At 61.4% G+C, this 24298-nt stretch carries 27 protein-coding genes; 18 read left to right on the plus strand and 9 right to left on the minus strand.

Annotated features, from left to right (window positions below):
- Positions 1-93: 93 nt before the first annotated feature.
- Positions 94-447 carry a DUF971 domain-containing protein gene (locus tag F3H96_RS22840; RefSeq protein ID WP_149803959.1) on the minus strand — a complete coding sequence of 118 codons (354 nt, stop codon included), beginning with the start codon at positions 445-447 and terminating at the stop codon, positions 94-96.
- A gap of 196 nt (positions 448-643) precedes the next feature.
- Here F3H96_RS22840 and moaA point away from each other — a divergent pair, with 196 nt between their 5' ends.
- The 13 genes from moaA (at position 644) to F3H96_RS22905 (ending at position 10368) form a co-directional block, all read left to right on the plus strand.
- Positions 644-1639 carry a GTP 3',8-cyclase MoaA gene (gene moaA / locus F3H96_RS22845; RefSeq protein WP_149803960.1) on the plus strand — a complete coding sequence of 332 codons (996 nt, stop codon included), beginning with the start codon at positions 644-646 and terminating at the stop codon, positions 1637-1639.
- Positions 1640-1692: 53 nt separating this feature from the next.
- Complete coding sequence (locus F3H96_RS22850; protein ID WP_149803961.1) at positions 1693-2187, plus strand: hypothetical protein; 495 nt, start codon at positions 1693-1695, stop codon at positions 2185-2187.
- Between the two features lie 114 nt (positions 2188-2301).
- Entirely contained in the window at positions 2302-2658 is a 357-nt protein-coding gene (locus F3H96_RS22855; protein WP_149803962.1) for a hypothetical protein, read from the plus strand.
- A gap of 124 nt (positions 2659-2782) precedes the next feature.
- Positions 2783-3703, plus strand: a complete 921-nt coding sequence (locus tag F3H96_RS22860; RefSeq protein ID WP_149803963.1) for a DMT family transporter — start codon at positions 2783-2785, stop codon at positions 3701-3703.
- 5 nt (positions 3704-3708) lie between these two features.
- Complete coding sequence (gene mobA / locus F3H96_RS22865) at positions 3709-4341, plus strand: molybdenum cofactor guanylyltransferase MobA (protein WP_149803964.1); 633 nt, start codon at positions 3709-3711, stop codon at positions 4339-4341.
- A complete protein-coding gene (gene mobB / locus F3H96_RS22870) occupies positions 4338-4853 on the plus strand; it encodes a molybdopterin-guanine dinucleotide biosynthesis protein B (RefSeq protein WP_149803965.1) in 516 nt (171 codons plus the stop codon). Before mobA ends, mobB begins: the two co-directional genes overlap by 4 nt.
- 153 nt (positions 4854-5006) lie before the next feature.
- Positions 5007-5792, plus strand: a complete 786-nt coding sequence (locus tag F3H96_RS22875) for an ABC transporter substrate-binding protein (protein WP_149803966.1) — start codon at positions 5007-5009, stop codon at positions 5790-5792.
- A gap of 77 nt (positions 5793-5869) precedes the next feature.
- Positions 5870-6586, plus strand: a complete 717-nt coding sequence (locus F3H96_RS22880) for an ABC transporter permease (RefSeq protein ID WP_149803967.1) — start codon at positions 5870-5872, stop codon at positions 6584-6586.
- Positions 6583-7407, plus strand: a complete 825-nt coding sequence (locus F3H96_RS22885; protein ID WP_149803968.1) for an ABC transporter permease — start codon at positions 6583-6585, stop codon at positions 7405-7407. Before F3H96_RS22880 ends, F3H96_RS22885 begins: the two co-directional genes overlap by 4 nt.
- A 211-nt stretch (positions 7408-7618) precedes the next feature.
- Entirely contained in the window at positions 7619-8488 is an 870-nt protein-coding gene (locus tag F3H96_RS22890) for an NAD(P)-dependent oxidoreductase (protein ID WP_149803969.1), read from the plus strand.
- A 6-nt stretch (positions 8489-8494) separates the two neighbouring features.
- Complete coding sequence (locus tag F3H96_RS22895) at positions 8495-9199, plus strand: DNA alkylation repair protein (protein ID WP_149803970.1); 705 nt, start codon at positions 8495-8497, stop codon at positions 9197-9199.
- Complete coding sequence (locus F3H96_RS22900; RefSeq protein WP_149803971.1) at positions 9159-9737, plus strand: GNAT family N-acetyltransferase; 579 nt, start codon at positions 9159-9161, stop codon at positions 9735-9737. Before F3H96_RS22895 ends, F3H96_RS22900 begins: the two co-directional genes overlap by 41 nt.
- Positions 9738-9795: 58 nt before the next feature.
- Positions 9796-10368 carry a DUF3299 domain-containing protein gene (locus F3H96_RS22905; RefSeq protein WP_149803972.1) on the plus strand — a complete coding sequence of 191 codons (573 nt, stop codon included), beginning with the start codon at positions 9796-9798 and terminating at the stop codon, positions 10366-10368.
- Between the two features lie 31 nt (positions 10369-10399).
- On the opposite strand, the gene F3H96_RS22910 is transcribed toward F3H96_RS22905, so the two are convergent.
- From F3H96_RS22910 to F3H96_RS22925, 4 genes are all read right to left on the minus strand, one after another.
- Positions 10400-10891, minus strand: coding sequence for an Lrp/AsnC family transcriptional regulator (locus F3H96_RS22910; protein WP_006205209.1), 492 nt, complete (start codon positions 10889-10891; stop codon positions 10400-10402).
- 107 nt (positions 10892-10998) lie between these two features.
- Positions 10999-11637 (minus strand): uracil-DNA glycosylase family protein, encoded by a 639-nt coding sequence (locus F3H96_RS22915; RefSeq protein WP_149803973.1) that lies wholly within the window; start codon positions 11635-11637, stop codon positions 10999-11001.
- Positions 11638-11646: 9 nt separating this feature from the next.
- A complete protein-coding gene (locus tag F3H96_RS22920) occupies positions 11647-12258 on the minus strand; it encodes a glutathione S-transferase (protein WP_149803974.1) in 612 nt (203 codons plus the stop codon).
- Between the two features lie 46 nt (positions 12259-12304).
- The gene (locus F3H96_RS22925) at positions 12305-12928 is read right to left on the minus strand and encodes a thermonuclease family protein (protein ID WP_149803975.1); all 624 of its coding nucleotides are present in this window, start codon (positions 12926-12928) and stop codon (positions 12305-12307) included.
- 76 nt (positions 12929-13004) lie between these two features.
- On the opposite strand from F3H96_RS22925, the gene F3H96_RS22930 reads away from it, so the two are divergent.
- Positions 13005-14528 (plus strand): HAMP domain-containing sensor histidine kinase, encoded by a 1524-nt coding sequence (locus F3H96_RS22930; RefSeq protein ID WP_149803976.1) that lies wholly within the window; start codon positions 13005-13007, stop codon positions 14526-14528.
- A 112-nt stretch (positions 14529-14640) separates the two neighbouring features.
- Here the strand turns inward: F3H96_RS22930 and F3H96_RS22935 are convergent, their stop codons facing one another.
- Positions 14641-15636: a nicotinate-nucleotide--dimethylbenzimidazole phosphoribosyltransferase gene (locus F3H96_RS22935; protein ID WP_149803977.1), complete on the minus strand. Its 996-nt coding sequence runs from the start codon at positions 15634-15636 to the stop codon at positions 14641-14643.
- 166 nt (positions 15637-15802) lie between these two features.
- Between F3H96_RS22935 and F3H96_RS22940 the strand changes: the two genes are divergently transcribed.
- A complete protein-coding gene (locus F3H96_RS22940) occupies positions 15803-16033 on the plus strand; it encodes a DUF1289 domain-containing protein (RefSeq protein WP_149803978.1) in 231 nt (76 codons plus the stop codon).
- 10 nt (positions 16034-16043) lie between these two features.
- Positions 16044-16748, plus strand: coding sequence for a TIGR02281 family clan AA aspartic protease (locus F3H96_RS22945; RefSeq protein ID WP_149803979.1), 705 nt, complete (start codon positions 16044-16046; stop codon positions 16746-16748).
- A gap of 106 nt (positions 16749-16854) precedes the next feature.
- Here F3H96_RS22945 and dusA read toward each other — a convergent pair whose 3' ends face one another.
- Positions 16855-17853: a tRNA dihydrouridine(20/20a) synthase DusA gene (gene dusA, locus F3H96_RS22950; RefSeq protein ID WP_149803980.1), complete on the minus strand. Its 999-nt coding sequence runs from the start codon at positions 17851-17853 to the stop codon at positions 16855-16857.
- Between the two features lie 115 nt (positions 17854-17968).
- Between dusA and F3H96_RS22955 the strand changes: the two genes are divergently transcribed.
- Positions 17969-19030, plus strand: a complete 1062-nt coding sequence (locus F3H96_RS22955) for a site-specific integrase (protein ID WP_149803981.1) — start codon at positions 17969-17971, stop codon at positions 19028-19030.
- Between the two features lie 311 nt (positions 19031-19341).
- Positions 19342-19989, plus strand: coding sequence for a hypothetical protein (locus F3H96_RS22960; RefSeq protein ID WP_149803982.1), 648 nt, complete (start codon positions 19342-19344; stop codon positions 19987-19989).
- A 307-nt stretch (positions 19990-20296) separates the two neighbouring features.
- Here the strand turns inward: F3H96_RS22960 and F3H96_RS22970 are convergent, their stop codons facing one another.
- On the minus strand, positions 20297-20785 hold the full coding sequence (locus tag F3H96_RS22970) for a hypothetical protein (RefSeq protein WP_149803983.1): 489 nt from the start codon (positions 20783-20785) through the stop codon (positions 20297-20299).
- Positions 20786-21037: 252 nt separating this feature from the next.
- Positions 21038-23404 (minus strand): hypothetical protein, encoded by a 2367-nt coding sequence (locus tag F3H96_RS22975; RefSeq protein ID WP_188131504.1) that lies wholly within the window; start codon positions 23402-23404, stop codon positions 21038-21040.
- Positions 23405-24298: the final 894 nt, after the last annotated feature.

Genomic DNA, 24298 nt, shown 5'->3' on the forward strand with positions numbered 1-24298 from the left:
CTTTCGCCTCCTGACTCTTTTGCCGGCGCTGCTCTATGTCCATGACGCTTTGACGACAGCCGGATCGCCGCAATTGGACTTCCACACGCCAGGCTAGCGATCGCGGCTGAGCCCCTTTTCGGTCAGCTCGGCGAGATAGGCGTTCCAGCGTTCCTCCTTCTCGTGGCCGAGCGTGTGAAGATAGTTCCAGGTGAAGATGCCGGTGTCGTGGAAATCATCGAAGGTGATGCGCACCGCGTAGTTGCCGACCGGCTCGATCTTTAGGATCGCGACGTTGCGCTTGCCGGGCACGGTCACCCGCTGCTCCGGCGAATGGCCCTGCACTTCCGCCGATGGCGAGACCACGCGCAGGAACTCGGCCGGCAGCTCGAATGCCTGGTGACCCGGAAAGGTCACGGTCAACAGCTTGCGGTCCTTCGAGACCCTGAGTTCCTTCGGCGCCGTCATGTTTTTTCCTGCACAAGATTGCGCCCTTCCCTACGCCGCTTCGCGCGCCACGGGAAGGTGATGGATGACAGCCGACACGCGATGTCGGTCGGGGAATGTTACCAAAGATCAAGACCTTCTATCTTGAATGCGGGACTGGATCGTATCACATAGCCATATATAACGAAGCTGCTCAGGCCACGGGAAACGCTTGCAAATGGACATGATCGACCCCTTCGGTCGCACGATCAGCTATCTGCGCGTGTCGGTTACCGATCGCTGCGATTTCCGCTGCACCTATTGCATGGCCGAGGACATGACCTTCCTGCCCAAGAAGGATCTCCTGTCGCTCGAGGAGCTTGACCGGCTCTGCACCGTTTTCATCGAAAAGGGCGTGAGAAAGCTCAGGCTGACCGGCGGCGAGCCGCTGGTGCGCAAGAACATCATGCATCTGGTGCGCCAGCTGTCGCGCCATCTCGATAGCGGCGCGCTGGAAGAGCTGACGCTCACCACCAACGGCTCGCAACTGTCGCGCTTTGCCGCTGAGCTCGCCGATTGCGGCGTGAAGCGCATCAATGTCTCGCTCGACACGCTGGACACCGAGAAATTCCACCAGATCACGCGCTGGGGCAATCTCGGCAAGGTGATGGAGGGCATCGACGCCGCGCAAAAGGCCGGGCTCAAGGTCAAGCTCAACGCCGTGGCGCTGCGCGACTTCAACGACGCCGAGATCCCCGAAATGTTGCGCTGGGCGCATGGTCGCGGCATGGACCTCACCCTCATCGAGACCATGCCGATGGGCGAGATCGACGCCGACCGCACCGACCAGTACCTGCCGCTGTCGCTGCTGCGCGCCTCGCTGGAGCGCCAGTTCACCCTTTCCGATATCCCCTACAAGACGGGCGGCCCCGCCCGCTATGTCCATGTCGCCGAGACCGGCGGCCGGCTCGGCTTCATCACGCCGATGACGCATAATTTCTGCGAAAGCTGCAACCGCGTGCGCCTGACCTGCACCGGCACGCTCTATATGTGCCTTGGCCAGGAGGACGCCGCCGACCTGAGAGCCCCGTTGCGTGCCTCCGAAGGCAACGAGCTGCTCGATGCGGCAATCGACGAGGCCATCGGCCGCAAGCCCAAGGGTCATGATTTCATCATCGACCGCCGCACCAGCCGTCCCTCGGTATCGCGCCACATGAGTGTCACCGGCGGCTGATTTTTCCTCTGCGATGGTGCATGATCGCCTCCGGTCATCGGCCAAGAGGGATTATGCAACGTCTTCAGCGCATCGGCTGGTCGTCACTGGTGGCTATTGTGTCCCTGTCGACAGTCATGACGATAGCGGCAACCGCCAAGCCGTTCACTTACGTGAATGCGCGGTTCGGCCAGTCATGTACACTTCCGGAAGAAATCTTCGACAACGCGATGCCCGAGCCGGAAAATGGCGACGGGCAACAATGGCTTAGCGCCGATGGCGCAAGCTTGACCTGTTCCGGCATCTACAATGTCGACAACGACACCCCGCAGGGTTTCGTCGATGAGGAGAAAGCCAGCACCGAACCGGGCTACAGGATCGCCTACAGCAAGACCGGCAAGAACTGGGCGGTGCTTTCAGGCACCAAGGATGGCAGGGTCTTCTACGAGCGGCGCCTGTTCGGAAAGGACGACGTCATCCGCACCGTCTGGATCGAATACCCGGCCTCGCTCAGGACAAAATACGATCCACTGGTCGACGCCATCGCCAAGAGCCTGCGCGGCCCTTGAGGCAGCCGGGGTCACACTGCAAATAAAGCCCTCCCGCAGGCTGCCGCCCGATTTACCGCACGCTGGTTCCGGCCTAGCCTCCAAGCGCATTTTTCGCTCTTAGGGGGAGTACATATGCGCGCCTTGGTGCTTTCACTTGCAATGCTTGGAGTTGCTTCCATGCCGGCCGCGGCTCAGTCGATCGGCGGCACCTATACCGTCATCGGCACCAATTTCGACGGCTCGAAATATGGTGGCGAGGCGACGATCACGCTGACCAGCGACACGACCTGCACGATCCACTGGGAAACCGGCGGCTCTACCTCGGACGGTATCTGCATGCGCAACGACAATGCGTTTTCCGCCGGCTATGCCATGGGCAAGGAAATCGGTCTCGTCGTCTACAAGATCGAGAAGGACGGGTCCCTGCATGGGCTGTGGACCATCGCCGGCCAGAACGGCAACGGAACCGAAGTGCTAACGCCCAAATAAGCCTCGGGATCTCGGCAGATCGATCGTTTCAGGCCGCGCAGAACTTCGTGGCCCATGTCTTTGCCGTTGCTGTTTTCCGGTCGCCTGCTAGACGCTTGAGCCAAAATAAAATCCGGAAACGCCTTTGCCCCTCTCGCCAAATCTGCGCGGCGCGCTGTTCATGGTCGTTGCCATGGTCGGCTTCACCTTGAACGACGCGATCACCAAATTCTCTTCCGAATCGATGAACATGGCGCAGGTCATGCTGGTGCGCGGCGCCTTCGCGTCGCTCTTCGTCGGCCTGCTTGCCTGGCGGCGCGGCGCGCTGGCCAATCCGGCCGCCATGCTGCAGCCCATGGTGGCGATGCGCGTGGCGGGCGAAGCCGGCGCGACGGTGTCGTTTCTGATCGCACTTGCGCATTTGCCGATCGCCAATGTCTCGGCCGTGTTGCAAGCGCTGCCACTGGCGGTGACCATGGGCGCGGCGTTGGTGTTCAGCGAAGGTGTCGGCTGGCGACGCTGGATTGCCATTGCCGTCGGCTTCGCCGGCGTGCTGATCATCGTGCGGCCCGGTTTCGAAGGGTTTAGCGTCTACTCGCTGCTGGCATTGACCAGCGTTGCCTGTTGCGCGGTGCGCGACCTTGCCACCAAACGCATCCCGCAGGCGATTCCGACCATGCTGGTGTCTGCCGCGGCCGCGCTTGCCATGACCATGCTGGGCGCGCTGCTGTTGTCGCCGATGGGCGGCTGGACGCCGATGAGCGGCCGGGCGACCGCGCTGCTGGCGCTGGCTGCGGTGCTGGTGCTGATCGGCTATCAGTTCATCATCATGGCGATGCGCTCGGGCGACATCTCCTTCATCGCGCCGTTCCGCTACACCGCGCTGTTGTGGTCGATCCTGCTCGGCCTCGTCATTTTCAGTGACATGCCCGACCCGCCGATGATCGTCGGCGCCGCCATCATCATCGGCTCCGGCCTCTATGCGCTCTACCGTGAGCGCATCGTTGGTCGCAGGCAGCCTGCGGCGGAAAGCGCTGGACCCGACATGGCGCCGGACGGCATATAGGCCTGATGGACCGAAGTGTCGCAGGGATCATTCTGGCGGGAGGCAAGTCGCGTCGAATGGGCGGCGGCGACAAACCGTTGCTTTCGTTGGGCAAAACCAGTCTTATCGACCATGTCGCAGCGCGATTGAGGCCACAGGTCGCGACCCTGGCGCTCAACGCGAACGGCGATCCGGCGCGATTTGCCGGCATGCAGCTGCCGGTGATCGAAGATACGGTGCAGGGCTACGCCGGGCCGCTGGCAGGCATTCTCGCCGGTCTGGAATGGGCTGCCGGACAAGCAGGCTGCCAGCGGCTGGTGGCTGCCGCCGGCGACACCCCCTTTTTCCCAGGCGATCTCGTCGACCGGCTCGCCGCGGCAGTACAGCGGCAACCGCACGCGATCGCCGTCGCCAGTTCGGGCGGCAGACCACACCCCACCTTTGCGCTCTGGCCTCTCGGCCTGCGCGACGCCTTGCGGCATTTCCTGGTCGACGAGGACAACCGACGGGTTTCGGCCTTCATGGAGAGCCACGGCCATGTCGAGGTGGAATTCCCCATGATCGAGGCCGGCGGCCAAAAGATCGACCCGTTCTTCAACATCAACACGCCGGACGACCTTGCGACGGCGAAAACTCTGTTGCAAAGCCTCCGGCCATGACACGCGTGTTCGGCATTACCGGCTGGAAGAATTCCGGCAAGACGACTTTGACGGAAAAGCTGGTCACCGAACTGGTGGGGCGTGGCTGGACGGTGTCGACGGTGAAGCACGCTCATCATGACTTCGATATCGACAAGCCGGGTGCCGACAGTTTTCGCCATCGCCAGGCTGGCGCGACGGAGGTCGCCATCGTGTCCGACCGGCGCTGGGCGCTGATGCACGAATTGCGCAACGAAGACGAGCCGACGCTGGACGATATCCTCGCCCGGTTGGCGCCAGCCGACATCGTTCTCGTCGAAGGCTACAAGCGCGAGGCGCATAAGAAGATCGAGGCAAGGCGGATGGAGGCCAAGGACCGGACGCCGCTTTCAGCCAACGATCCCAACATTGTCGCGATCGCCGCCGACTTTGGCGTCGAAGGCGAAAAGCTGCCGGTCTTCGATCTCGACGACACGAAATCGATTGCCGACTTTGTCGAGCGCAGCACAGGCCTGGTGGCTCGAACCAAGTAACGCTGCGGCAGACGGCGATTGTCGTTTGCCGTTGATTTGCTGTTGCTTTTTTCTCGCAAAGAGTGGGAGTATCCGCTGCAGCGGGGCGGTCAAGAAACCGCCGCCCACAAGAGCCGCACGGGACAGCGGCCATGACACTATGAGAGGATTATCATGCGTATTGCACTGCGTATCGCGCTCGCCGCTTCGGCCGCGCTGCTGACACTTGGCGTCGCCCAGGCTCAGGAAAAGACCCTGAGGATCGGCACCGAAGGCGCGTACCCGCCCTTCAACAACCTGACTTCGGACGGCCAGCTGGTCGGCTTCGACATCGATATCGCCAAGGCCCTTTGTGACGAAATGAAGGTGAAATGCACCTTCGTCGCGCAGGATTGGGACGGCATCATCCCGGCGCTGCAGGCCGGCAAGTTCGACGCCATCGTCGCCTCGATGTCGATCACGCCCGAGCGCCAGGAAAAGGTCGACTTCACCCACAAATACTACAACACCCCGTCGGCCATCGCCGTGCCGAAGGATTCGCCGCTCAAGGGCGTGACGAAGGAAGACCTCGCCGGCAAGAATATCGGCGTCGCCACCACGACCACGCACTACAACTATGCCTCCAAGACCTACACGGACAGCACCATCAAGGGCTATCCGAGCAGCCCCGAGGAACAGGCCGACCTCGCCAATGGCCGTCTCGACGCCATCGAGGACGATATCGTCGTGCTGCAGCAGTGGCTGGATACGCCGGACGGCGCCTGCTGCAAGATCCTCGGCCAGCCCTCGCCGCAGCCGGTGGAGATTTTCGGACCGGGCGCCGGCATTGCCGTGCGCAAGGGCGAGACCGATCTGGTCAACAAGCTGAATGCTGCCATCGACGCCATCCGAAAGAACGGAAAGTACAAGGAAATCAACGACAAGTACTTCAAGTTCGACGTCTACGGCGCCGAATCCTGATCGATAAGCCAAGGGCGGCGAGAAACCCTCGCCGCCCTTAAATCCTTCCGGGATCGCCACGGAGACACCACCCGTCAATGCCGGCCCAAAGCATTTGGACACTTCTCAGCTGGGGACCGGATGGCTGGAGTGACGACATTGCGTCTGGCGTTCTGGTCACCATTGCGCTGGCGCTTGCCACGTTGCCGATTGGCCTGGTGATCGGCTTTTTCGTCGCCTTCGCCAAGCAGCATGAAGAGCCGTCGCTGCGCTTGGCCGGCAACATCTACACCACGGTTTTTCGCGGACTGCCCGAACTGGTGACGCTGTTCCTGTTCTTCTTCGGCATGCCGCTTCTGCTGCAACATGTCGTGCGCCTGTTCAATCCGGAGGCGACGATCGACGTCAACAGCTTCGTCGCCGGCATGATCGTGCTGTCGCTGATCTTTTCCTCCTACGCCAGCGAGGTCTTTCTCTCCGCGTTTCGTGCCATTCCAAAAGGCCAATATGAGGGCGGCTATGCCATTGGCCTGTCGAAATGGCAGACGATGCGGCTGGTGGTCCTGCCGCAGTTGATACGCATCGCTTTCCCCGGCCTGGAAAATTGCTGGCTGAGCTTGCTCAAGGACACGTCTCTGGTCTCGGTGGTCAATCTCGCGGAGACCTTGCGGCAATCGGGCGTCGCGGCGCGCGTCACCAAGCATTCCTTCCTCTTCTACAGCGTTGCGGCGCTGATCTTCCTGGCGCTGGCCGTCCTGTCGTCGATCGCCACGGGCTACATATTGCGCTACCTCGGGCGGAGGGAAGCGCGATGAGCGTCACCCAGGCCATCGCCATCGACAAGCCGCCTCCGCCGGCGCGCGGCTGGCCGCGCGCCCGTATCCTCGGCTACGCACTGGTCGGTTTCTGGGTTCTTTTCGGCGCCGGCATCGTGGCCTATCTGGTCTATGCGTGGAACGCCGAGTTCTTCGCCAGATACACTCCAGCCTATCTGCAGGGCCTTGGAACCACCCTGTCTCTGGTGGCCATATCGATGGTCCTAGGCGCAGCCCTGTCGCTTGCGGTCGCCTATGGCCGCATGTCGAAGAACCGGATCCTGTCCGGGCTCGCCTACTGCTATGTCTATTTCTTCCGCGGCACGCCGCTGCTCGTGCAGACCTACCTGGTCTATTACGGCGTCGGCTCGTTCCGGCCCGAGCTCGAAACCGTCGGGCTGTGGTGGTTCTTCCGCGAAGCCTTCTATTGCGCTGTCTTTGCCTTCTCGCTCAACACCGCTGCCTATCAGGCCGAAATCCTGCGCGGCGCCATAGAAAGCGTGCCGCGCGGCCAATGGGAAGGGGCTGCCTCGCTTGGCCTGCACAAATTGCAGACGCTGCGCAAAGTGGTCCTGCCGCAGGCGATCATCGTCGCCCTCAGGCCCTACGGCAACGAACTCATCCTGATGATCAAGGCATCGGCGATCGTCGCCATCATCACGGTCTATGACCTGATGGGCAACGCCAAGCTCGCCTACGCAAAGTCCTTCGACATCCAGGCCTATATCTGGGTGGCGATGGTCTATCTGGTGATGGTCGAGATCCTGCGCCACGGCGTCGAATGGATCGAGCGCCGGATCACCATCCACCTGCATCGCTAAGCAATTCCAGGAAAAGTGTGACACGGTTTTCCGTCCGGAATTGCGTCAAAACAAGGAGATAGAGCGGATTTCCGTTTCCGTGAAACGGTAGAACGCTCTGGTGCTGTGCATCGGCCTGCACCAGTCGATACGGCTCTCCGCGCCTTGACGAATTTTTCGCATGGCCTAGACCTTGCGCCACTGAAATCTCTGATTGTTGGAAGGCAGGTTTATGGCATCGGTTGCATTTCTCGGTCTTGGCGTCATGGGCTATCCGATGGCCGGGCACCTCAGGAACAAGGGCGGTCACGACGTCACGGTCTACAACCGCACCAAGGCAAAGGCCGAGCAATGGGCGGCCCAGCACGGCGGCAAAGTGGCGCTGACGCCGGCCGAGGCGGCCGAGGGCAAGGACTTCGTCTTCTCCTGCGTCGGCAATGACGACGATTTGCGCTCGGTGACGACAGGTCCGAACGGCGCCTTCGCCGCAATGAAGAACGGCGCCGTCTTCATCGACAACACCACCGCGTCGGCCGAGGTCGCGCGCGAATTGGCCGAAGCCGCCGAAAAGGCCGGCTTCTCCTTCCTCGACGCGCCGGTGTCAGGCGGCCAGGCCGGCGCCGAGAACGGGGTGCTGACCGTCATGGTCGGCGGCTCACAGGCCGCCTTCGACAGGGCCAGGCCGGTCATCGACGCTTATGCCCGCATGGTCGGCCTGATGGGCTCAGCCGGCGCCGGCCAGTTGACGAAAATGATCAACCAGATCGCCATCGCCGGTCTCGTCCAGGGGCTGGCCGAAGGCATCCATTTCGGCAAGAAGGCCGGGCTCGACATCGAGAAAGTGATCGAGGTGATCTCCAAGGGCGCCGCCGGCTCGTGGCAGATGGAAAACCGCCACAAGACGATGAATGCCGGAAAATACGATTTCGGCTTTGCCGTCGACTGGATGCGCAAGGATCTCGGTATCTGCCTGGCGGAGGCCAACCGCAACGGCGCCAAGCTGCCGGTGACGGCACTTGTCGACCAGTTCTACAAGGATGTGCAGGACATGGGCGGCAAGCGCTGGGACACGTCCTCGCTGCTTGCGCGCCTGGAAAAATAGACGACGATGGCCCTGCCCGACCCGAGCTGGAGCGCCGACGACGTCGTCGCGCATTTGCGCTCGATCGGCACCGAGAAGAACCGAGCGGGCATGGCGCGCTTTGGCATCAACACCGCAAATGCGCTCGGCGTCGGCAATTCCGACCTGCGGCCGCTGGCGCGCAGACTGAAGAAGAACCACGAGCGATCGCTGCTGCTGTGGAATAGCGGCGTTCGGGAAGCGCGGCTGATGGCGGCCTTCACCGGCGAGCCGAAGAAAGTCGACATCGGTCAATGCCGGCGCTGGGCCGCCGATTTCGACAGCTGGGAGATCGTCGACACCGTCGCCGACCTGTTTGCCGAAACGCCGTTCTGGCGCCAACTGATTGACGAGTTTGCCGAGGACGAACGTGAATTCGTGCGGCGTACCGCCTTTGCCATGCTGGCCTGGAGCGCGGTGCATTTGAAGAAAGAGCCGGACGCTACCTTCCTCGCCTATTTGCCGCTGATCGAGAAACATGCCGGCGATCCGCGCAATTTCGTCCGCAAGGCGCTGAACTGGGCGCTGCGGCAGATCGGCAAGCGCTCGATGAGCTTGCACGCCCCTGCTCTTGCGCTGGCCGGAAAGCTGGCGGCATCGTCGGACAAGACGACGCGCTGGATCGGCAAGGATGCGGTGAAGGAACTGACGGATGCCAAACAACTCGCAAGGCTCGCAGCCGCAAAAGCCTGACCTTGCCGGAATCCGCTTTGTCGAGGTGACGCAAACGACACGAGGCCGTTTTGAGGACCTGTTCGAGCAGCCCGGTGCGCCGAAATATTGCTGGTGCATGGCCTGGCGCCACTCCGGCCGCGAGCATATCCAGAACGATGAGAAGAAGCGCATGATGATGGCGCTGATCGAAGCCGGTACTCCGGTCGGCATCGTCGCTGAGCTCGATGGCAGAACAGCCGGCTGGTGTTCGGTCGCGCCGCGCGAGACCTATCGCAGGCTTTCGAAACGGCAGGACGACAGCGAGACCGGCATCTGGTCGATCGTCTGCTTCTATGTGCCGAGGGCACTGCGCGGCGGGGGGCTGGCCTCCGCGCTGCTCGATGCGGCGATCGACCATGCTTTCGCCAAGGGCGCGCGCATCGTCGAGGCCTATCCCGTCGACGAGGCCGCGCCGAGCTATCGCTTCATGGGTTTTCGCGACATGTTCGCCGCCCGTGGGTTTCAAGAGATCGGCCCGGCCGGCACACGACGGCATGTGGTGCGGCTGAGCCGATGATGCTGGCCACGACGCTTTTACTCGATTCGGCATAGGGACTGGCGGAGGATGGAGGACCATGAACAAGCGTTTCAGATCCTGTGCAACGCTGATGGCCATGCTCGTCTTTGCTGCCACCGGAGCCGATGCCGCGGGCGATGTCGCGCACATCTTCTGGAAGGATCTGCGCCCCGCGACGCAGGCCGTCGCCGAGGACGCGAACCTGCCGATGATCGCGGCAAAACTGCCCGACCACGGCGAGACGCTGTCGCTCAATCTGCAGGACAAGACCATTCAGATAGCCGGCTATGCATTGCCGGTCGATCGCGACGGCGATCTCGTCTACCAGTTCCTGCTGGTGCCATGGATCGGCGCCTGCAGCCACATGCCGACGCCGCCGCCGAACCAGATCGTGCTGGTCACGCCGGCGCATCCCTACAAGATGGCGAAAGCATACGAGCCGGTTTCAGTCACCGGCGTGCTGCAGCCCGGCCTAGAGAAGAGCCAGCTTTTCATCCTCGATGGCGTCTCGATCGTCCAGTCCGGCTACACGGTGCGCAAGGCTGAGGTGGCAGGTGTCGACACCGTGCCGGACACCGTCACGTTGCCGGTCAACTCGCCGTGGAATTTCCTCAACAAAAAGAAGAACTAAACTCGCCGCATCACACAGTTGCGCGAAGCGATCACGCGGCGTTTGCGCCCGATTCCTTGTCGAGCACCATGTAGTCGAGCGGGATTTCCGTCGTGTATTTGATCTGCTCCATGGCGAAGGAGGACGACACGTCGCGGATCTCGATCTTGGCGATCAGCCGCTTGTAGAAGGCGTCGTAGGCGGCGATGTCCGGCACCACCACGCGCAGCAGATAGTCGACGTCGCCGCTCATACGGTAGAACTCGACCACCTCCGGAAACTCCTGGATGACCTCGGAGAAGCGCCGCAGCCATTCGTGGCTGTGCGAATTGGTGCGGATCGACACGAAGACGGTGACCCGCACATTGACCTTCTCATGGTCGAGGATGGCGACGCGCCGCTTGATGACGCCCTCTTCCTCGAGCTTCTGGATGCGCCGCCAGCACGGCGTGGTCGAGAGGCCGACTTTCTTGGCAACATCGGCGACCGCGAGCGTCGCGTCCTCCTGCAGGAGGCGGAGAATTTTTCTGTCGAGGCGATCCATGGGAAGCTCCAGGGGAATAGTTTGGCTATAGTCCCTTTTATCGGAGCCTTTCACAAGAAAGAAATTCTGCCAGTGGCGGCAAAAGCGAGTGATTTCTTGCAGGATGCCTATTCGATGCGATAGCGGATTTCCGACCTCAGGAAGGGCAGCAAATCCATTTCGAACCAGGGATTCTTCTTCAACCATCCGGTATTTCGCCACGACGGATGCGGCAGCGGCAGCACTTTCGGGCCACCGCCCTGCGCATCCCAAACGTTGCGCCAGTTCCTGACCGTTTCCGTCAATGACGCGCCGCGCGCGGCGGCCATATGCCAGGATTGCGCATAGCCGCCGATGGTCAAGATCAGGTCGATCTGCGGCATCAGCGCCATCAGCTGCGCACGCCAGGCCGGCGCGCACTCGCGGCGTGGCGGCAGGTCACCACCCTTGGCGTCCTGGCCCGGAAAGCAAAAACCCATCGGGACGATGGCGAAGTTTTCGGTGTCGTAGAACTCCTGCGCGCTGACCCCGAGCCAACTCCTCAGCCGATCTCCCGAGGCATCGGTGAACGGCATGCCGGAGAGATGAACCTTGGTGCCTGGCGCCTGACCGGCCAACAGGATGCGCGCGGTCGAGGACGGCAGCAACACCGGTCGTGGCTCATGCGGCAAAGGGCTCCCGATCGGCTGCTCGGCGCAGATCCGGCAGGCCCGCACCCTTGTGGTGAGAGTCTCCAGCGCTTCGCGCGTGTCAGGCAACCTGTCCAACTCTGTCGCTCAGGCCGTTGCGCTTGGCCGGCTGGTCAGCGCGCCATACCAGCGCAGCACATTGGTGCAGTCCTCCGGCACCTTGATGCGCGCCGGTTTCATGAAATCGATGGCGATCATGCCGGTGATATCGGCGACCGAATAGGCATCGCCGGCGGCGAATTCCCGCGCCGCCAACTCATTGTCGAGCAGGTGCAGGAATTCGATTGCCTTCGGCTTGTTGGCTTCGCCCCATTCCGGAATTTGCGGCACCTCCCATTCCTTCATCGCCGGATGGATATGCCGGAACGCGGCGGTGACGCTGGACATCAGGTTCAGCTCCATGCGTCTTTGCCACATCTCGACCATGGCTTTGCCGAGCCCGCCCTTGCCGAACAGCGCGGGCTCGGGGTGCAACTCCTCGAAATAGCGGCAAATGGCGATCGATTCGGTGATGATGGTGCCGTCATCGAGCTCGAGCACAGGCAGGCGTCGTAGCGGATTGCGCCGTGCCACCTGTTCGCCGCGATGCTCCAGCGCGCCCATGTCGACAGGCACCAGCGGAACCGTAAGCCCCTTCTCCGCGAGGAAGACGCGCACGCGCCTGGGATTTGGCGCGCGACCACCGTCGAACAGCTTCATTCCATCCTCCAGGTTCTTCGCCGATCATAGAGCGCGGGGCCATCCATCACCAGAAGTGAAAAATTTCGCGCAACGCATCGCCGAACGAGGCCAGCATGCCGTGCTTTCGCTCGACCGGCGCATCGTGATGGCTGTCGCGCCAGTCCTGGGGCACCGCGAAGATGCCTGCCCAGATGCCGGCCTTGGCCGCTCTGGCCGCCGCTTCCTCGGTCTCGAAGTCGCCGAAGGCAACCGCCCACCCGGCCTGCACCTGGGCGCGGTTGAGGTCGGTGTCACCAGCCCTGCAGTCGCCGAGCAGGCGGCCGTAGCGGTCGCGCTGCCAGCCGCTGCAGGAAACGGGCCGGCCCGCGATCAGCCGCACCAGCGACTGCCGGGCCAGCTTGCCGCAGGGATAGTCGGCGCCGGCCTTTTGGCAAGTCTGCTGATATTCCGGAGCGTCGATGCCGCGCATGCGGATGCGCTCGGCCGCGAGCGTCATCGAATCGCCGTCATTGACGATCGCCGTACCTTGCTCCTTGCGCGTCTCGAAGCGGTCGAGGCGTGCCGCCACCAGGATCAGCAGTCCGAGCACAAGGACGGCCAGTCCGTAGTCCAGCAGCCTGCGCCATAGGCTTCGCGGCGGGCTTGCCGCATAGCGCCGGCGCAGTCCGCGCGGCCCGAAACGGCTCATATGGCAAACAGTCTCTTAATCATTCGAACGTAGCTTAACGAACTGAAAATCGCTGCGCGCAGAAATTGAACTTGGCATGCCTTTGCTACGCTCGAACACAGCGGATAAATTCATTGTGGACCGTCGCAAACCGCACCGCAACAGCGATGTGGCGCGCGCGGTGCGCAAGACGCGCGACCGACTTTCGCAGCAGGCAGGCAGCCTGGACTTCGACCGTGAACTGCTGAAACTGCATGCGCGCGCCATGGTGGTCAGCGCGGTCGCGATGCCGCTGCTCGTGCTTGCCGTTGCGGCCATCGGCCGGCTGGCGGGCCTGGACGACCAGATCACCATCTGGGCCTTGTCGACGCTGCTTTGCTACGCGATCGTCGCTTTCATGGCGCGCCGCGTGGAGCGAACCGAAGCAGCCGAACTCGAGCCGGCGCAAACGCGCCGCGACTTCCTGATCGGCCATTTTCTGTGCGGCCTCGGCTGGGCATGGTTCGCCTGGATCGGCTGCGACACATGCCAGATCGACCAGTTCCACGTGGCCAAGGCGATGGTGCTCCTGATCGCCATGACGACGACCGCCGTGATGGCCTCCTCGCTTGGCGGCGCCCTGTTCGCGACCTTCGCCATTCCCGTTGCCGTTTACGTCTACACCATCGCGCGCCAGTGGACGCCGATCGAAGCCACGATGGCGGCGCTCCTCATCGCGGCACTTCCTTTCTTCGGCTATGTCGCGCGCCATCTCAATCAGGCCTCGTTGATGGTGCTCTCATTCCGCTCGGAGAAAGACGCGCTGATTGCCGAGGTGGAGACGGCGAAATCGATGTCTGACGAGGCAAGGCGGCGCGCCGAGGACGCCAATCTGGCCAAATCGCGCTTTCTCGCCTCGATGAGCCACGAACTCAGGACGCCGCTCAACGCTATTCTTGGCTTCTCCGAGGTGATGGCCAATGAAGTGCTGGGGCCGATGAACAATCCGACCTACCGCGACTATGCCCATGACGTGCATGAGTCCGGCCAGCATCTGCTCGACCTGATCAACGAGATCCTCGACCTCTCGCGCATCGAGGCCGGCCGCTACCAGCTCAACGAGGAGCCGGTGATCCTGCTGACGATTGTCGAGGATTGCTGCCACATGATGGAGCTGCGCGCCCGCAACAAGGACATCCGCGTCATTCAGGAATTCGAGGAGACGCTGCCGCGCCTGTTCGCCGACGAGCGCGCCGTCAGGCAGATCACGCTCAACCTTCTGTCCAACGCGATCAAGTTCACCCCGTCAGGCGGCGAGGTGCGCGTGCGCGTCGGCTGGACGGCTGGCGGCGGCCAGTACATTTCGGTCAGGGACAACGGCCCGGGCATACCGGAAGAGGAGATCCCGGTCGTGCTCTCCGCCTTCGGCCAGGGTTCGATCGCCATCAAGAGCGCCGAACAGGGAACCGGCCTCGGCCTGCCGATCGTGCAGGGCCTGCTTGCCATGCATGGCGGCGAGTTCGAGCTCCACTCCAAACTGCGCGAGGGCACCGAGGCGATCGCCATCTTCCCGCTGAGCCGGGTGATGGAGGAACTGCCGGCGTTGCCGACCAAAGCTGTCGTCACGCGCGGGCGCCGCTGATCCGCCGGCTCTAGAGCAATTCCAGGAAAAGTGTGATACGGTTTTCCGTCAGGAATTGCGTCAAAACAAAGAGATGGAGCGTTTCGCCGTTTCCGTGAAACGGTAAAATGCTCTAACGCCGGACAGCCACCGCCATGCCGGAACTGGTCAGCGCCGCGGCCTTGACGATACCGGCGGCGAGCGCAGCCCCTACCCCTTCGCCATGACCGATCCCGAAATCGAGCAGCGGCCGCAGTCCGAGCTTCACGGCCGCCTTGGCGTGTCCGGGCTCGGGCGACAGGCTCGCAAGCAGACAATGATCGAGCGCGCCGGGATTGGCCGCATGCAGGACGGCGGCGGCGGCGGTCGCCGCGAAACCGTCGAGCAGGACGGGGATCTTCTCCATGCGGGCGGCGAGAATGGCGCCGCAGATCGCCGCGAACTCGCGTCCGCCCACCCGTCGCAAGGCCTCGAGCGGATCGCCGAGACCGGAACCATGAAACGCCAGCGCCCGGTCCACGACCTCGGCCTTGCGCGCCATCATCGCCGCATCGGCGCCCGATCCGGGACCAACCCAGTCGACGCCATTGCCGCCGAACAGGGCGGCGCAAAGCGTGGCGGCGATGGTTGAATTACCGACCCCTAGATCGCCGAGACACAGAAAGTCGGCGCCGCCGGCGACCGCCTCCATGCCGAAGGCCATGGTCGCCGCGCAACCGCGCTCGTCGAGCGCGGCCTCCTCGGCAATGTCGCCCGTGGCAATATCCAGTGCCAGGTCGAAGACTTTCAGGCCGAGATCGTTGGCGATGCAGACCTGGTTGATCGCGGCCCCGCCAGCGGCGCATAGCTCGACTTCATTGGCGGTCGCCGCGACGGGCCGCGGCGAAATGCCGTGCCTGACGGCGCCGTGATTGCCGGCGAAGATCGCCACCAGCGGCCGGTTGATCGCCGGCGGCGCGCGCCCGCTCCAGGCGGCAACCCAGGCCGCGATGTCCTCGATGCGGCCGAGCGATTCTTTCGGCTTCTCCGATTTGGCAAACAGCGTGCGGACACGGGAATCCGCCGTGTCATCGGCGGGCGGCAGCGCCGCCAGAAGGCTTCGGAAATCGTCGAAAGGCGTTGCGGTCATTTATGTCGGTCGCAGGTTCGTTGCGGAAGTCGCAAGCGGCATAGCCGCCTTCTCCGGCCGGCACAACCGCTTGCCGATGCCGCGAAAGCGTTGCCTTGCGGCGCAATGCGAAGGGCTTGCATTGGTGTTGCGGTTGCACCATGTGGAATAAAGGCAAGAGAACAGCATGACCGCCATCGAATCCCCCTGCATCCTGGTCTGCTCGATCGACATGAAAACCGGCTTCTGCTTCGGTTGCGGCCGCACGCGCGACGAGATTTCCGGCTGGCTCACGATGACCCCCGACATGCGCCGGACGGTGATGGCCGACCTGCCGGCACGGCTGGAAACGGTCGAGCGGCGGCCGCGCCGCGAAACCCGGCGTACCCGCATGGCGCGCGAGCGCGGCGTTTTGTGAGAAAGAACCGATGAACCGGCTGTTCTGGATCGTGATGGCGGTGCTCGGCGTCGGGCTGGTGCTGCTCATGCTCAACAATTCCGCCGGCCGCACTTTCGGCATCGACAACAATGATTTCGGCCGGCTGATCTGGGTCGGCGTGCTGGTCATGGTGATCGGCGCGAGCCTGCTCCGCTCCGGCCGGCCGATGGGCGACATGGCGCGCAATCTGGGCGTCTGGGCCGCGTTCGTGCTCGTGCTCATCGCCGGCTACCAGTATCGCTACGAGCTGCAGGACGTCGCCAGCCGCGTGACCGCCGGCCTTGTCCCGGGCAGCCCGCTGGCCCTGGGCGTGGAGAATGGCCGCCCGACCGTCACGCTCGATAAAGCCGGCAATGGCCATTTCGAGGCCCGCATCCTGGTCAACGGCACGCCGGTGCGGGCCGTGGTCGACACCGGTGCGACCAGCACCGTGCTGATGGCCGAAGATGCGCAAGCGGCGGGTTTCAACCCGGCGGCGCTCAGCTACAGCGTGGACGTCGCCACCGCCAACGGCATGGCGCGCGCGGCGACGGTCAAGACCGACGAGGTGGCGATCGGCGGCATCGTGCGCAAGGATATGCTGGTGATGGTCGCCGCGCCCGGCATGCTCGAGCAAAGCCTGCTCGGCATGAACTTCATCGGTTCGTTGTCGGGCTTCGACGTGCGCGGCGATCGCATGATCCTGCGGGACTGATGCTACAACGAGCAACGGCTTTGGGGTGCCATGCATCAAAGCAAAGACATGGAACATGAAGCGCGCCGCCCGACGCTGTTTCAGCGCGACGCGCTTCGACGGAAACTCAGGCCGCTTCGGCTTCCACCGCCGCGAAATCGATCGCCGACAGCGCGGTCTTCAACACTTCCGCCCCGGCGCCTGGCTTGTTGGCGTCGGTGGAGAGTATCTGCCGGAAGCGGCGCGCGCCGGGCAAGCCGTGGAACAGTCCGACCATATGGCGGGTGATGTGACCGAGCCGCCCACCCTGTTCGATGTGGCGCGTCGCATAGCCGGCCATGGCGTCGATCAGCGCTGAATAGTCGAACGCTTCAGCCGCCTCTCCGTAAAAAGCGGCATCAACGCCGGTAAGGATGCCGGGCGTATGATAGGCGGCGCGGCCGAGCATCGCGCCGTCGACATGCCCGAGATGCGCCGACGCCTCACTGAGCGATTGAATGCCGCCGTTGATGCCGATGAATTCGTTCGGCTTTCTGGCCTTCAACCGGTAAACCCGCGGATAGTCGAGCGGTGGAATTTCGCGGTTTTCTTTGGGGCTCAGCCCCTCCAGCCAGGCCTTGCGGGCATGCACCCAGAGCGCGTCGGCGCCCGCTGCGAGAACGCCATCGGCGAGACTGTCGAGAGCAGCCTCCGGGTCCTGATCGTCGACGCCGATGCGGCATTTGACCGTGACGGGGATTTTCACCGAAGCCTTCATCGCCGCGACGCACTCGGCGACCAGAACCGGCGTCTGCATCAGGCAGGCGCCGAACGTTCCCGACTGGACGCGGTCGGACGGGCAGCCGACATTGAGGTTGATCTCGTCATAGCCGAAGGCTTCGCCGATCCGCGCTGCCTCTGCAAGCTTTGCGGGGTCCGATCCGCCGAGCTGCAGCGCGACCGGATGCTCGACATCGTCGAAACCGAGCAGTCGTTCGCGCGCGCCATGGATGACGGCGTCGGCCACAACCATCTCGGTGTAGAGCAGCGCCCGACGCGTCAACTGGCGGTGGAAGAACCGGCAATGCCGATCTGTCCAGTCCATCATGGGCGCCACGGCCAGTCTATGGTCTTGATTTTTCAGCATTTTTTCTTTAACATCAAATCGTTAGAACCTGCCGAGTGCACACGAATTTACGCCAAAATACGACCCTTTTCGCCACGTTTCGATCTCTCAGTGCACACGGAGCGCACACGAAAAAATGGCCACCTACACAAAGCTTTCGTCCGGTTCCTGGCGCGTCCAAGTCCGTCGCAAAGGTCGCTACGTCAGCGAGACCTTCCTGCGCCGAGACGACGCACGGCGCTGGGCAACCGAAACCGAGCGCCAAGTCGATCGCGGTGAGACGCCGACCAAGTCCCGTATAGCGCGCCTGAAAACTTTCGGCGAACTCATCGACCTTCATATCGACGACATGTGCGATGTAGGCAAGTCCCCTCGCCGCTCCAAGGCCGCAGCCCTCAATATGCTCCAGAGACATCTGGGGAAGTGCAACATCGCAGCCCTTGATCGCGAACGGCTCATTCGTTTTGGTCGCGATCGGGCCGCCCAAGGTGCCGGACCGATGACTCTCGGTATCGACATCGGCTTTGTAAAACTCATTCTGGCTCATGCCGCTGCGGTTCACGGCCTGCCCGTCAAGGTCGAACCGGTGGATCTCGCGCGTATCGCCCTGAAGAGGCTTGGCCTGGTTGGGAAGGGCCATCAGCGCGATAGGCGGCCGACGCAGGATGAACTCGACAGGCTAATCGGTCACTTCGATGCGAACGCTCGGCAAATTGCACCGGTTAGCCAAATCATACGTTTCGCCGTCGCAACCGCGATGCGCCAGGAGGAAATCTGCAAGGTGCGTTGGTCCGACTTGGACGCCCGCACGCGGATGCTTCTCATCCGTGACCGGAAAGACCCGCGAAACAAAAACGGGAACAATCAACGCATACCCTTGTTCGCGGCAACTGGGTACGATGCATGGGCCATTGTCGAGGAACGACTGGCCAAGCGAAGCAATGACGACGATCGAATTTTCCCGTTCAACCATCGGTCAGTCGGCACCGCCTTTCGCCGAGGGTGCGCTGACCTGGACATCCACGACCTTCATTTTCACGACTTGCGGCACGAAGGAACGAGCCGCCTGTTCGAAGCTGGGTTCACAATCGAACAGGTAGCGTTGGTTACAGGGCACAAAGATTGGAAGATGCTGAGACGCTACACACATCTAAAGCCCGAGACGCTTCACGCTATCCACGCGGCGAATGCTGCATAGTTGAGGTGAGCCGGCGTCGGCTGGGTCGAGCGCTATGATCGTGCAACTAAGGGAGAAAGCTTCGAAGGTGCTGCGGTTTTGTAAACCGAAGGTCGGCGGTTCGATTCCGTCCGGGGGCACCAGCCTATCAGGTGTAAGTCGTTATTTTTCCTGAATAATTTGGCATGCCGAAAAATACCGGCAACTGCCAATGAGCGCTCGATCGCACATTTGTGTAAGGGTTTGTGTAACGGATGCTGGCCTTCTTCGCCAGAATCTTGGATGCCGGTAGCTGTGATAATGTCCTCTCTCAAAGAACGAGAGGGCGTTGCATGGCTATCCCACACAGACTGGCCGCAGAATATCCAAGCCGGTATCTCCAGCTGATCAATGCCGTTGAGGGATTTGCGCGGGAGCAGCGCTTGGTCGGATCATTCTCCCTGTTGGCGGCTGCGGCCGTCCTGACTATTCCGTTCGAGCGCGCCCAAGCGCGTCATTTCCTGCATCGGGAGCGGGACGATCAGATGATGGCCGCGATAGGCCAACTCAGCAAGGTAAAGTTTGTCGAGGCACCTTTCTGGCAAGGGGAAAGCCCGGGCGACTGGCGGCAGTCGCATATCGTCAAGAGCGCAGACTCCGTCGAACACTGGGTTGCGCGGGATGGCAAACACCCACTGGCAAAGGATGCCGAAGATTTTCTGCCGAGAAAGAGGGCCGATGAGGTGTTGCGGGCAATCCGGAATGCACTGGCGCATAGGAACATCGTCTATCTCAACAAGGATGGTGAGGAACGCGAGGGGGATCAGGTGCATTACCTCGCTTTTCTTTCACGCTATGAGGAAGGCGCCGATCAGCAGGCCAAAGCTGAAACCTACCGGGTGGTCGTGACGACAGAGGACGAGTTCCTGCGTTTCATTAGGCTCTGGGCGGCGTGGATCAGCGGCCCCGCGATTAACGACCGCGAAATGCAGGCGGCATGAACCTCCATTGATCTTATGATGACTCTCTGCTGGTCGGAGCAGGCGCTTATTAGAAATTGCCGAAGACCCAGGCTTAGCGACGCGCATGGAGAGACCGAGAACCGGCCCGACTGTCAGGGCGGCATGCCGTGCTGGCGGTCAATCTTGCTGGGGCAATGGCTACTTTTCTGGTTCACACTTGGAGGGAGCGGCGTCCGTAGCTTGCTCGAGTTGCCTCTGCGCGGTATCGCTCTCCGAAGGGCTCGACGCAGAAGCGTTATTTGCTTCGATCAGGTTATGTCGAGCCAATATCTCGTCCAGTTCGTCCCTACTGATCGAGAGTTTGTCGGCCAGCTTTCTCGAAATGTCTTCGATTGCGGCTTGCGATTCCTTTCGCAAGACGATGTCTTCGTCTTTTGCGTGCAGTGGGCCATATAGCCGGCGTCTTCTCAGGGCTGAAACGGAACCCTAATTTCAACTTGGCGATCTCGTCATCATCGTGCCGATGCGTGTCCACCAAGGGGCTATAAAGCGCGGCCAGTTTCTTCCAGTGCTGTGCTTCAGCGATCTGCCCGGCCAAAAGGACGATGACAGCATTCTCGACGATGTGCCGATCGGCCGTGACGTTGAAATCCAGCGACACCGCAGGTTCTTGCTCAAATTGCGTTTCACCGCTTAGTCCGTTTGGCAGACGAAGCATCGCTCCGGTCACTCTCCTCCCGAAGAGGATCGCTACCAGGGCGTGCCCTGCCTCGTGAACGGCGGCGGCTTTTCGTCTAATCTCTATAGGGATTTCATGGGCGGGAGTGAAAGCCATTGCAGAAGTTCTTTTTCGTGGGGGCCGATTTTTGGAACCAGGACCCCCTATGTCACAATTCAAAGCCCACGCGCTACCGCCCTACTCCTTCAAAAGATCGTCGACCTGTTCCGGCGTTGCCTTAAGCCCATCAAAATGCTCTCGCCTTTGAAATTGGTTTCCGACCAGCCAATAAACAGAGGTGATCGAACGCTCCCCGCCGTACCCGCGGTCGTGCCGCCCACCATGGACGCTCTTTTCTCCGTTGATGACTCAAACCGCGGCAAGCCCTTCTCGCCTCAAGAAGGCGAGGAATGCATCATGGTCAACCAGTGCAGCACTGGGACCAGGCTCCTTTGTCGAAGGGTCGAAAAACCGAACGATGCCTTCGGCGTCGGAATAGGTTAGTTCGTTGCCGTTGGACAGATGGAGATTGAGGCCGGTGATCAAGCCAGGGCTCGGCAGGTCGAAATTGAAAGTCTCCTCGATCGAGTAGTCGTGACCGCTGCGCTCCGCAAGGTAGTTCGTCACCAGCGCCTGGGCCGCCACAGGCAATCCATTCCATCCCCCAGCGGGCATCCAAGAAACGATATCAGAATAGACGGGATGCCAAGGAAACTCGCCGAGATAACCCCGGAAAGGCATTTCGATCTTCGGTAGATCTCGTTGGTTCAGCGACTTGCCCGAAAAACTGTCGACAAGAGCGTTGAGGTCAGCGTCCTTCGTTAGAATGCATTGTAAATGAAACCACGTTTTGCGTTCGAGGCGCCTATCCCCTTGCCGCACACCATATTGGGTCCAGAGTGCGAATTCCTCAATCACGAACCATTTTCGCCCGGTTTTTGGGTCCAGCGCTCTGATGAGAGCTTCGCTACTTACCAGATCGTCGGGGCTGTCGAGCCAAAGCAGCCGTGCCGCCGGCTCCATTGGTCGGAGTTTAACGACCGCCGGCATCCACCAAGTTCGATCCCACTGCCGCCATTGGTCCCCATGCGAATTCGTCGCAAGGAGAGACGGGTCCATTTCGCGGCTGAGGGCCTGCCATGGGCCCTCGAAGATGCCGATCGGGTCATCAAAATGTTCCTTGAAGGCTAGATGGTCGGCCAACTGCGCAACGATCTGGTGAAGCGCGATCCACTGGTATTTCTTGCCAATTCTCTCGACTCGGTGATCGTGCCTGTCGCCACCAAGATTGCGATCAACCTTGCCGAAGCGCTCCGGCGTCCAGCCAAGATCGTGGGCTCTTTTGCATATCAAACGCCGCATAGCTCCCCTGTTAGGGCGAGGCGGCCATTCATATAGACGCCGGCGCCAAGGCATGTCGGCGTGCACATGAGCCTGGCCGAGAAGCTGATAGTCATGCCACTCGGCATCGCTCATGACCGAATGCAGCTTCTGCTCCGCGCGATCTAGCCTTTTTTCAAGCTTGGTCAATTCGGGCGAGAGTTTATCCTTGCTCTTTCGCGCCCTCTTTCCTGTCTCAACAAGCTCGAAGCTGAATATCGGCGGCCCAAGCCGCTCATAGGCTTGTCGCAACGCTTCGGCAGCCGCGAGCAAATCGTCAAGCAGCTTGCCGCTCCCTGAGTGCTTGGACAGGAACCCATCCCGCCACCTCGCGAAGATTTGTTCCCGAGTATATCCCGCCCATTCAATGCCTAGCGCAGTCCAGTTGCCAACGGCGTGGTCAGAAACATAGCGGGCAAAATCACCGTCGTTGACGGTGGAACTGACGATGCTGTCCGTGTAACGGCCACTCGGATACTCGTCTGTGTAGGTCTCGATTTGTGCCTCGGAAACGTCTTCAAGCGGCCATTCGCTTTGGTACGGAGGCCTTACCTTTGCTAGATCCACGCCGGCAGGAAGAGCATTGAGCGCAATCGCCAGTTCGATGATGCCGCGCGCATAATCGCGCGTAAGAACATGTACCGGAGGCCGACCGTCCTCGAATATGGACTCGTATGTCGCGCGGGCCAGTTCGGCCAGGCCCGAACTATGAACTCCTTGTAGCGCTCCTCCATAGGCAGAAGCAAGTACCCGATCCAACACGTAAGGGTCATCGACGTGACGAAACCTGCGGATCAGGTTTGCAGCGATTTTGAGTCTGGGCGCAAGCAACGCCGATAGCGATTTGGTTGCGCGGTCGCGAACAGCCCGATGGCTGGTAGAAAACATCCAACTCAGAGCAATTGCCGCCAACTCGGCACGACTATCTTCGATGGCATTTAGCCCGTTGCGCAGCGACCACGCGATAAGGGTTTCCACTGGGCTGCCGTCCCCCTCGCCCTCGTCGACAAGGAATAGCGACCAGATGCTGTCGCGCGCCGGCATTTTCAATTTCATGAGCCGCTTGTGGAGAAACAGCACATTGAACTGATTGTCCGGCTCGGTCGAAATCGCCACCAACGTCCGCAATACCTGGTGCTGATCGCGTTGCGAATTGCGTTCAAGCAGTTGGAGCGTGCGTCGGGTGAAGCATTTTTGATCGCGCCAGAGAACACTCTTCTCAAACGCATCGTGCACGAGCCAGCCATTGAAAGCGGGAGCTCGTACCAGATCGGGCAGTTCTTGACCGCAACGCTCGGGCAGTTGAACCGCAAGCGCTTCCACCACCTCCCGCGCGCTCATATGCTCTTTCGCCAAGAATGCACTCGTACAAGACCGAACCAGGCTCGAACGAGTTCGGTGGGTTCTCTGTGTCAAGGTGAGTGTCCAGCAGAAGGGTTGCGATCCTGTGATCGCTGAATCGCTCGAAGGTAAATCGCACAACCTCTGTGACCGACCCGTCCTCGTCGGTAGTCGGCTCAATCGCTAACACCCCTTCGCTTTCGAGCTGCGTCAAAAGGCTTCGATCGACCGTCCCATCTGGCGGAAGTAGCTTGTCGAGCATCGCGTTGGCCGTCGAAACGTCGGTATAGCCCCGATAGCCTTCATCAAATGCACTGGCGAGCTTTTGGAGCGCCTGAGATACGATGCGTCGGGTGCGATCGAGTTTCAAACGCCCTTCGATGGTTCTCGCGATCGCCTGGCTATAGAACTCGAAAATCGAAGTAACACCGGTGAGGCCGCGGGGTAGCTCACGCTGCCCTTCCCGCTCGAGGAAATCACAGCAGGTTTTCAGAAAGAGCGGATTGTAAAACTCTGGGATGAGGTTCGGGGCGGCCACCCGGATGATGCCGCGCCGATCGAGATATTCGTTGGCCGCATTTGGGTTGCCGGCAAAACCCACGTGTTCGACACGCGAGAGGCCGCTGATAGGTCGATCATCTGGAATGATGTACCGCAAATAGGTCGATCTGCACGAGAGAGCGGTGGCAACATGCGGAAACGCCTCTATCGACTTAAGGAACAATGGCAGCCGAGCGGCCCAGAGATCGATCCCGTGCCGCTCATTTATCGCGTCAACGAAAATGACAGTGCGCGTACCCGCTGCCTGCCCAGCCGCGTCAAGTGCTCCAAGGAGCGTTTCGGTAGAAATACCCTGAAGATGGAGGGCCGCAATGATCTGGGACCAGGGATCGCCTTCAACTAATGTCC

This window comes from Mesorhizobium sp. NFR06 (assembly GCF_900115245.1).
In the GTDB taxonomy this organism is placed as follows: Bacteria; Pseudomonadota; Alphaproteobacteria; order Rhizobiales; family Rhizobiaceae; genus Mesorhizobium.